Annotated in this window: 10 protein-coding genes and 2 tRNA genes; all 12 read right to left on the reverse strand. The window is 29.0% G+C overall.

Going from position 1 to position 8,175, the window contains the following annotated elements; genetic code table 11:
* On the reverse strand, positions 1-605 hold a 605-nt coding region (hisG, locus tag AC8IGH_RS04495), incomplete at its 3' end, for an ATP phosphoribosyltransferase (RefSeq protein ID WP_507419523.1).
* A gap of 4 nt (positions 606-609) precedes the next feature.
* Positions 610-1,698 carry an ATP phosphoribosyltransferase regulatory subunit gene (locus AC8IGH_RS04500; RefSeq protein ID WP_507419524.1) on the reverse strand — a complete coding sequence of 363 codons (1,089 nt, stop codon included), beginning with the start codon at positions 1,696-1,698 and terminating at the stop codon, positions 610-612.
* Positions 1,698-3,134 carry a histidine--tRNA ligase gene (hisS, locus tag AC8IGH_RS04505; RefSeq protein WP_507419525.1) on the reverse strand — a complete coding sequence of 479 codons (1,437 nt, stop codon included), beginning with the start codon at positions 3,132-3,134 and terminating at the stop codon, positions 1,698-1,700. Before hisS ends, AC8IGH_RS04500 begins: the two co-directional genes overlap by 1 nt.
* Before the next feature lie 5 nt (positions 3,135-3,139).
* Positions 3,140-3,216, reverse strand: a tRNA-His gene (locus AC8IGH_RS04510).
* Between the two features lie 160 nt (positions 3,217-3,376).
* Positions 3,377-3,452 (reverse strand) — tRNA-Phe (locus AC8IGH_RS04515).
* A 47-nt stretch (positions 3,453-3,499) separates the two neighbouring features.
* Positions 3,500-4,078, reverse strand: coding sequence for a Maf family protein (locus AC8IGH_RS04520; protein ID WP_507419526.1), 579 nt, complete (start codon positions 4,076-4,078; stop codon positions 3,500-3,502).
* A complete protein-coding gene (gene infA / locus AC8IGH_RS04525; RefSeq protein ID WP_017943710.1) occupies positions 4,078-4,296 on the reverse strand; it encodes a translation initiation factor IF-1 in 219 nt (72 codons plus the stop codon). Before infA ends, AC8IGH_RS04520 begins: the two co-directional genes overlap by 1 nt.
* A gap of 2 nt (positions 4,297-4,298) precedes the next feature.
* Positions 4,299-5,585, reverse strand: coding sequence for a histidinol dehydrogenase (hisD, locus tag AC8IGH_RS04530; RefSeq protein WP_507419527.1), 1,287 nt, complete (start codon positions 5,583-5,585; stop codon positions 4,299-4,301).
* 1 nt (position 5,586) lies between these two features.
* A complete protein-coding gene (locus AC8IGH_RS04535; RefSeq protein WP_507419528.1) occupies positions 5,587-6,033 on the reverse strand; it encodes a DUF2948 family protein in 447 nt (148 codons plus the stop codon).
* Entirely contained in the window at positions 6,026-7,288 is a 1,263-nt protein-coding gene (gene murA, locus AC8IGH_RS04540; RefSeq protein WP_507419529.1) for a UDP-N-acetylglucosamine 1-carboxyvinyltransferase, read from the reverse strand. Before murA ends, AC8IGH_RS04535 begins: the two co-directional genes overlap by 8 nt.
* 2 nt (positions 7,289-7,290) lie before the next feature.
* Positions 7,291-7,845, reverse strand: a complete 555-nt coding sequence (gene dcd, locus AC8IGH_RS04545; protein WP_507419530.1) for a dCTP deaminase — start codon at positions 7,843-7,845, stop codon at positions 7,291-7,293.
* 123 nt (positions 7,846-7,968) lie between these two features.
* Positions 7,969-8,160 (reverse strand): hypothetical protein, encoded by a 192-nt coding sequence (locus tag AC8IGH_RS04550; RefSeq protein ID WP_507419531.1) that lies wholly within the window; start codon positions 8,158-8,160, stop codon positions 7,969-7,971.
* Positions 8,161-8,175 lie beyond the last annotated feature (15 nt).

The following is an 8,175-nucleotide window of genomic DNA, read 5'->3' on the forward strand; positions in this document are numbered from 1 at the left end:
CTTTTTAATATAGTTCCATCATTTATAATTCTTAAATTATTAGCTTTTAAAGTTGAGCCTGTAGAAGTTATATCCGTAATCAATTCAGAAGAGCCAGTAAATGGATAAGATTCCGTTGCTCCTAAACTTGGAACAACACGAAACTGACTGACTCCTTTTGATAAGAAGAAAGATTCAGTCAAATTGGGATATTTTGTTGCAACTCGCATTCGACGTCCATATTTTTCTCTAAATTCAAAGCTTACTTCTTCTAAGTCAGCCATATTCTGAACATCAATCCAATCTTTTGGTATGGCAACTACTAAATCAGCAAAACCAAAATTAAGTTTTTTAAAAATTTTTACATTTTTTGAATAGACGTCTGGCAACTCCTTAAGTAGATCTAGCCCTGAAATACCAATATCTAAAGTACCATCATTTATTCTTTCTATTATTTCTCTCGCGTGTAAAAAAATTCCATCTATTTCATTATTATTTTTAATATTAAAAAAATAATTTCTTTCCCCAAAAGAATTTACTACCTCTAAATTTTTACCTTTTAGAAAAGCTAAAGATTCATCTTTTAACCTTCCTTTGCTAGGTAATCCTATTTTTATTTTATACATAATTTTATAAATTTATTAATTCGTTAAGATTAATTGCCCCACCAATAGCAGGTATATCTCTCTTATAACCTAGGGTTCTAAGTAAACCGTTATACTCTCCTCCTCTTGCTAATTCGATAATTTTGGAATTCTTTTTTACGGAAGCTAAAAAAACGACGCCGGTGTAATAATCAGTATTTCTTCCAAAATTAGTTTTAAAATTAATAGAATATTTTTTTCCTATTTCTTTATTTATCCTGTTAATTTTTTTTACATAATTCTTAATAGATAATTGACTTAATTTATTTTTTGAAAAAAATGATAAAATTGTATTTTCTGCTTTCTGAATTGAACTATTAATATTTAAAAAATCTCTAATAATCTTAACATTCATTCTTCCTTTATAATTGTCTCTTGGATCTTTAATTTTTTTATTAAAACGTCTAACAATTTCTGAAACTGTTCTTCCTCCAATTATACTATTCGGATCTAGTTTTTCTAAGTCTTTAAGTCTTTTTGTATCTAATTTAATTGCTTGTTGATCAAGATCATAATTTGTTTCTAATCTTTTCAACATATCATCAAAATATTCTCTTCTAGAAAAATTTTTTACTAATCTTACTTTCCATCTTGCTGGAAGCTCTAAAGAGTCTACTAAAATCTTAAATAATCCAACGTCGCCTAAAATAACTTCTAAATTCTTAACTTTTTTTAATGGTTCTAATATCGAATTAATTAAAATATTCTCTGATTTATTGTTATTGGAATTAATTATTTCACAACCTATTTGATCAAAAACTTTTAGATCTCCTTCTTTGTCTAATCTATAAGCACTTCCATAGTAACAATATTTTTCCTCTTTATTTTTTTTTTCTTGAATATATTTTAATGCTGTTGAAACTGTTAAATCAGGACGCAAACTAATTTCTTTTCCAAATAAATCTTTATAAGTTAGTGTAAATTTTTTAAATTGCTCTCCTGATCGCTCAGTTAACAAATTAGTATCAATCAATAGATCCAGATCTGTAAAATTAAATTTGTTTTTTTTAAAATTACTTAATATCTTTTTAGATAGATCTTCTTTTAATCTCTTTTTTTCCAGACCTTGTTTCATTATTTAATCTCGTTTAAAAGTTGATCTAAAGCTACTGTTTTTTGAGATCCAGAAGATTCTTTCCAATCAACTCTATCTTTTAGAGAATCGGAGATTTGTTTTCCAATTTCCAAATTTTTAATTGTAACTGAATTCTTACTTACCTCGTCATCGCCACATAAAATGACGTAATTACATCCTCGTTTGTCAGCATATTTTAGTTGAGATTTTATATTGGCGCTTCCTGAATAAATTTCAGCGCTGATATTTTTTGTTCTCAATAAACTTAAAATCTTCACATAATAATCCATGTATTTGTCATCAAAAACGCATATTAAAATTGGAGTTTCTTTTTCTATCTTAATTTTATTTTTTTGAAGAATGGCATAAATTAAACGGTCAAGACCAACTGAAATTCCTGTTGAAGGACAATCTTGATTATTAAAACGTTTTACAAGATCATCGTATCTACCACCACCACCTATTGAACCAAACTCAATCTCTTCTCCTTTATTGTTTTTAACATCAAATGTAAGATTTACCTCAAAAATAGGCCCCGTATAATATTCAAGTCCTCTAACAACAGTAGGATCAAAGATAAAATTATCAAATTTTAATAATGAAAAATATTTTTTTATTAAAATAAGTTCATTCACTCCATCCAATATAGCTTGATTGTCTTCGGCAATTTTTTCTATTTTTTCAAAATTATTTTCTGAAAGATTTTTAATACTTAAAAAATTAATAATTTCTTTTATTTGAGAATCATTTAACTCGGCTCCTTTAGTAAAATCTCCAGATTTATCCTTTCTGCCTCTTCCTAAAAGATACTGAACGCCCTCTAACCCAACTCTATCTAACTTATCGATTGCTCTTAGTGTTATTGATTGTTTATTTTCGTCATTAATTTTTAACTTTTCTAATAATCCTTTTGTTAATTTACGATTAGATATTTTAATTATAAATTCTTTTTTTGTTAATCCGCAGCTAGTTAAAATCTCTGAAATTAAGCAACATAACTCTGCATCAGCAAATAAATTACTTGTTCCTATATAATCTGCATCAAACTGTAAAAATTCTCTAAATCTTCCAGGACCTGGCTTTTCATTTCTCCAAACAGTTCCTAGTTGATATCTTTTATAGGGTCTTGGTAAGTTGTTAAAATTTTTAGCTGAATATCTGGCAAGTGGTGCTGTTAGGTCATATCGTAACGACAGCCATTTTTTATCATCTTCGAATGAAAAAACTCCTTCTGATGGTCTATCTTTATCGGGTAAAAATTTACCAATACTATCAGTAAACTCGAAACTAGGAGTTTCAAGATATTGAAAGCCATATTTAACCATGACCTTTTTAATATTAGATATTAAAAGATCTCTTGTTAATAACTCTTCTTCTTGTCTATCTACAAAACCTGCTGGTAATTCACTGCTAGGTTTAAAAGTTTTTTTATTCATTAATTTGGTACAGCTGGGTGGATTCGAACCACCGACATCTGGTTCCACAAACCAGCGCTCTAACCAACTGAGCTACAGCTGCATAATTTTTGTTTATAATATTATTTTGTTTTTAAATATATAATTCTAATAGCTAAGCGCATGCTCAGCATGAGGATGGTGTCTGTGAGTAGATATATATTTTTTTATCATTTCAATTAGAGGTTGATTATCAATCTGACAATAAAATTGCAAATAAAAAATGGTGGTCTGAGCTGGAATTGAACCAGCGACACAAGCCTTTTCAGGGCTCTGCTCTACCAACTGAGCTACCAGACCACTGGGCATGTTTTTTTCACAAAACAAATTATTAATCAATTAAAATATTAAATTAAACCTTGTGAATTAAGCAAATTATAAGTTTCAAACAAAGGCAAACCAACTACATTTGAATACGAACCATTAATTCTTTTAATAAATTTTTCAGCATAACCTTGTATGGCATAAGCCCCGGCTTTATCTTCCCACTCATTAGTTGATAAATATTCGTCGATTTCCTTCCTATGCAATCTTCTAAAAGTAACTTTTGTTATAACTTTTTTAACTTTGATTGAGTTTTTTTTTGCCAAACATACACATGTCAAGACATTATGTTTTCTTCCTGAAAAAAAAGCCAAGAAATCTTTTGCTTCTTTTTTGTCTTTAGGCTTCAAAAAAATTTTATTACTACAAAAAACAATAGTATCAGCTGATAAAATAAATTCTTCTGGATATTTTTCTAAAGCTTTAAGAGCTTTATTTTTTGTAACTCTAATGCAATATTCTTTGGGACTCTCTTTACTATTTATATCTTCATTAATCTCTGAAGAATAAATTATTTTTGGAAAAATTTTTATATTGTTAAGAAGTTCAATTCTTCTTGGAGATGCGGAGGCTAAAACAAAACTATGTTTTGTTTCATTCATTATTTAAATCTAAAAATGATCCTGCCTTTAGTTAAATCATATGGTGTAACTTCAACCATAACTTCATCTCCAGCTAAAACTCTAATTCTATTCTTCCTCATTTTTCCAGCCGTGTGAGCTAAAACTTCATGATTGTTCTCTAGTTTCACTCTAAACATAGCATTGGGCAATAACTCTGTTACTAGTCCCTTAAATTCCAACATTTCTTCTTTTGCCATATTTAACTAATTCTAATTTTAATTGATTGAGAGTGAGCAAATAAACCCTCATAATTTGCTAGTTGTATAGCTGATCTTCCTATCTTTTCAAGACCTTGTTTGCTCATTTTAATAACTGAAGTTTTTTTATAAAAATCATAAACAGACAATCCTGAAGCAAATCTCGCTGATCCAGCTGTTGGCAAAACATGATTTGGTCCTGCTATATAATCTCCAATGGCTTCTGGTGAATTTTCTCCTAAAAAAATTGATCCTGCATTTTTAATTTGTTTTGCTAAGATTGAATTATTTTTAGTTTTAATTTCAAGATGCTCTGGTGCAATTTCATTTACAACACTAACTACTTCTTTAAAATTTTTACAAACTATTATTGCACTATTATTATCGATTGCTTTTTTAGCTATTTGTTTTCTCGGCAAAACATCTAAAAATTTATAGATCTTATTTTTAACCTCTAGACCAAATTTCAAATTTGTTGTTACTAATATTGCTTGGGATAATTCATCATGTTCAGCTTGTGATAATAAATCTATTGCTGTTAATGTTGAGTCATTATTTTCATCTGCAACCACAGTAATCTCAGAAGGTCCTGCGACCATATCTATGCCTGTCTCACCAAAAACTTCTTTTTTAGCTATAGTTACAAAAATATTTCCCGGTCCTACAATTTTATCAACTTTTGTAACAGTATTAGTGCCGTAGGCAAAGGCTCCTATAGCTTGAGCTCCGCCTATTTTATAAATCTTGTTCACGCCACATATTTTAGCTGCATAAACGACACCAGCATTAATTTTATTATTAGGAGTAGGCATGCATAGAGTTATATTTTTTACTCCAGCAACAATTGCTGGAACGGCGTTCATAATGACAGAGCTTGGATAACTAGCTGTTCCTCCTGGTATGTATATTCCAACTCTACTTAATGGAGAAATTTTATAAGCCAACTCATTTTTATATTTATCAAAATATTTATAACCTTTGATTGATTGTCTCTTGTGAAAGTCTTTAACTCTATCAAAAGCTAGCTTGATAGAACTTTTTACTGAGATATCTAGATTTTTTATAGCTTTATTAATCTCTTTATCACTTAAAATAATATTTTTTTTAGAAACTGAACTTTTATCAAATTTTTTTTGATAATAAATAATAGCGTTATCCCCTTTTGTTTTAACGTCTTTTAAAATTTTTTTTACAATATTAGCTTTATTAAAAAAATTAGATTTTCTGTTTCGAGAAATATAATCTAAATCTTTTAAAAATTTGTTTTTATTAAATGTTATAATTTTCATACTAAATCTTGTGTTTTGGTTTATAACTGGTTTCCCAAGTTTTTCCAAAGTCTTCTAAAGATGAACTTATTTCTTCTGCCTTAACTAATAGAATACTATCTCCAGAAAAAATTAATCTTATATCAAAATAATTATCTTTAATCTCTGTCTTGATTGCTAAAAACTCAAGTATCTTAGTCTTTTTTTTTGGGTTAATTCCTTTGGATTTAACTTTTGAAACATTATCAAAAACAAGAGCACTACGTATTCTTTTATTTTTTCTAAAAATTCCTTTTTCAGCGTCTTCCCACATAAAACGATTAAATACACAAATAAGTTTTTTAGTCTTAGCTAGAAATTTTATATCATTTGCAACAATTACTGAGTCTTGCAGATACGCTGAAAAAACATTTAAATCCTGTATATCTTCTGCAAAAAGTTTTAATTTAGAAATATTTTCATTAGTCATTTACTCTCCTGACATTAGCACCACATAAATTAAGTTTTTTTTCTAATTTACTATAACCTCTATCTAAATGATAAATTCTATTAATTGTTGTCATGCCTTTTGCAGATAATGCTGCTAAAACTAAACTTACAGATGCTCTTAGATCCGTAGCCATCACTTCAGCACCATTTAAATTTTTAATTCCTTTTATTGTGGCTTTTCTTTTTTTTATCTCTATATCGGCACCCATTCTCATTAATTCTGAAACGTGAAGAAATCTATTTTCAAATATGTCTTCGTTAATCACCGACGTTCCTTTGACCTGAGTAGCCAGAGCCATAAACTGAGCCTGCATATCGGTTGGAAATCCAGGATAAGGCTTTGTTGTGACTTTAAATGGTTTTAATTGATTTTTCCTAAAAATAATAAAAGAATCTTTAAAAGTTTTAATGTTTGCGCCTATTTTTTTAAGTACACTAAATATATTTTCTAGATGATCATTATTAACATTTTTAATTAGTAATTTGCCATTGGTTATTAGTGCCGCAATGGCATAAGTTGCAGCTTCTATTCTATCTGGAATAATTCTGTGTCTTATTGGATATAAAAATTTTACTCCTTTAATAATAATTTTTCTTTTTGAACTATATTCTATGTTTGCTCCGCATTTATTTAAAAAATTAATTAAGTCTATTATCTCTGGCTCTATTGCAGCATTGCTGATTCTTGTTATTCCTTTAGCAAGAACTGCCGCTATAATTATACTTTCTGTCGCCCCAACTGAAATTGAAGAAAAGCTAATATTAGCGCCTGATAAACCTTTTGGTGCACGTGCATCAATGTAGCCTTTTTTTACGTTAATTTTTGCGCCAAGTTTTTTTAAAGCCTCTAAATGTAAGTTCACAGGTCTTGCGCCTATAGAACACCCTCCTGGTAAAGAAACTCTAGCCTTTCCAAATTTTGATAATAATGGGGCTAGTACTAAAACTCCAGCTCTCATAGTTCTCATGATTGAATATGGAGCAAAATATTTATCCTTATTTTTTTTTGATATTTTTAATACTTCGCTTTCTTCATTAAATTCAACTTCTCTTCCTAAAACTTTAATTAAATTAATTAAAGTGTAGATATCCTTAACTTTTGGCACGTTCTCAAACTGCACTGAATCATCAAATAATAATGAGGATATAATAATTGGAAGACTTGCGTTTTTAGAACCTGAAATAACTACTTCACCAGAGAGTTTCTTTCCTCCCTTAATTAATAGTTTTTGCATATTTAAATTTTTGGGAGTGTAACGCCTTTTTGCTTCATATATTTTCCTTTTTTATCAGCATATGAAGTTTCTGGCTCTTGATCACCTTTTAAAAAAATAAACTGACAAGCTCCCTCATTAGCGTAGATTTTTGCAGGCAATGTAGTTGTATTTGAAAATTCTAGAGTCACATGTCCTTCCCACTCTGGTTCTAAAGGAGTTACGTTAACAATTATTCCACATCTTGCATAAGTGCTTTTTCCAAGACAAATTACTAAAACATCTCTTGGAATCTTGAAATATTCAACCGTTCTAGCTAATGCAAATGAGTTTGGAGGTATTATACAAACATCGGTTTTTCTTGTCACAAAACTATTTTTTGAAAATTTTTTGGGATCTACGAAGGCCGAATCTATATTTGTAAATATCTTAAATTCATTAGAAACTCTTGCATCATAGCCATAAGAAGAAAGTCCATAAGAAATCTTATTTTTTCTTTGTTGTTTTTGAACAAAAGGACTTATCATTCTTTTTTCTAAGGACATTTTTTTTATCCAATGATCAGATAAAACACTCATGCTTTTCTTTCTTTAATTTTTTTTAAAAACTCTTTTCTTTTTTTTAAATTTTCTCTAAGGGCTTCTGAAAGACGTTCTTTTTTTAAATCTTTTTGATTATTAATCATCAAAATCAAATTCGAACTACTTATTTGGATTTGTTAAATCATCCAAAGTAATAGGCTTATTAATATCGTGCATTTCTTCTTCGGGTTCTTTTGCGGGTATGGTTGAGGCTCTTTTGGCTTTTCTTAAAGCAAGACGCTCTTTTCTTTTTGCTTCTTTAAGCATAGCTCTTTCTCCACGTTTAGACTTGTAATCATAATGAATACCCATGGGTGAGCCTCCTCC

Origin of the sequence: Candidatus Allofontibacter sp. (assembly GCF_038145245.1) — a bacterium.
Lineage (GTDB): Bacteria > Pseudomonadota > Alphaproteobacteria > Pelagibacterales > Pelagibacteraceae > Fontibacterium.

Bases quoted from the DNA above. Each gene is read 5' to 3' on its own strand.
- dcd (WP_507419530.1), bottom strand. From the start codon at position 7,845: ATGAGTGTTTTATCTGATCATTGGATAAAAAAAATGTCCTTAGAAAAA.
- infA (WP_017943710.1), bottom strand. From the start codon at position 4,296: ATGGCAAAAGAAGAAATGTTGGAATTTAAGGGACTAGTAACAGAGTTA.
- AC8IGH_RS04535 (WP_507419528.1), bottom strand. From the start codon at position 6,033: ATGACTAATGAAAATATTTCTAAATTAAAACTTTTTGCAGAAGATATA.
- hisD (WP_507419527.1), bottom strand. From the start codon at position 5,585: ATGAAAATTATAACATTTAATAAAAACAAATTTTTAAAAGATTTAGAT.
- murA (WP_507419529.1), bottom strand. From the start codon at position 7,288: ATGCAAAAACTATTAATTAAGGGAGGAAAGAAACTCTCTGGTGAAGTA.
- AC8IGH_RS04550 (WP_507419531.1), bottom strand. From the start codon at position 8,160: ATGGGTATTCATTATGATTACAAGTCTAAACGTGGAGAAAGAGCTATG.
- hisS (WP_507419525.1), bottom strand. From the start codon at position 3,134: ATGAATAAAAAAACTTTTAAACCTAGCAGTGAATTACCAGCAGGTTTT.
- AC8IGH_RS04520 (WP_507419526.1), bottom strand. From the start codon at position 4,078: ATGAATGAAACAAAACATAGTTTTGTTTTAGCCTCCGCATCTCCAAGA.
- AC8IGH_RS04500 (WP_507419524.1), bottom strand. From the start codon at position 1,698: ATGAAACAAGGTCTGGAAAAAAAGAGATTAAAAGAAGATCTATCTAAA.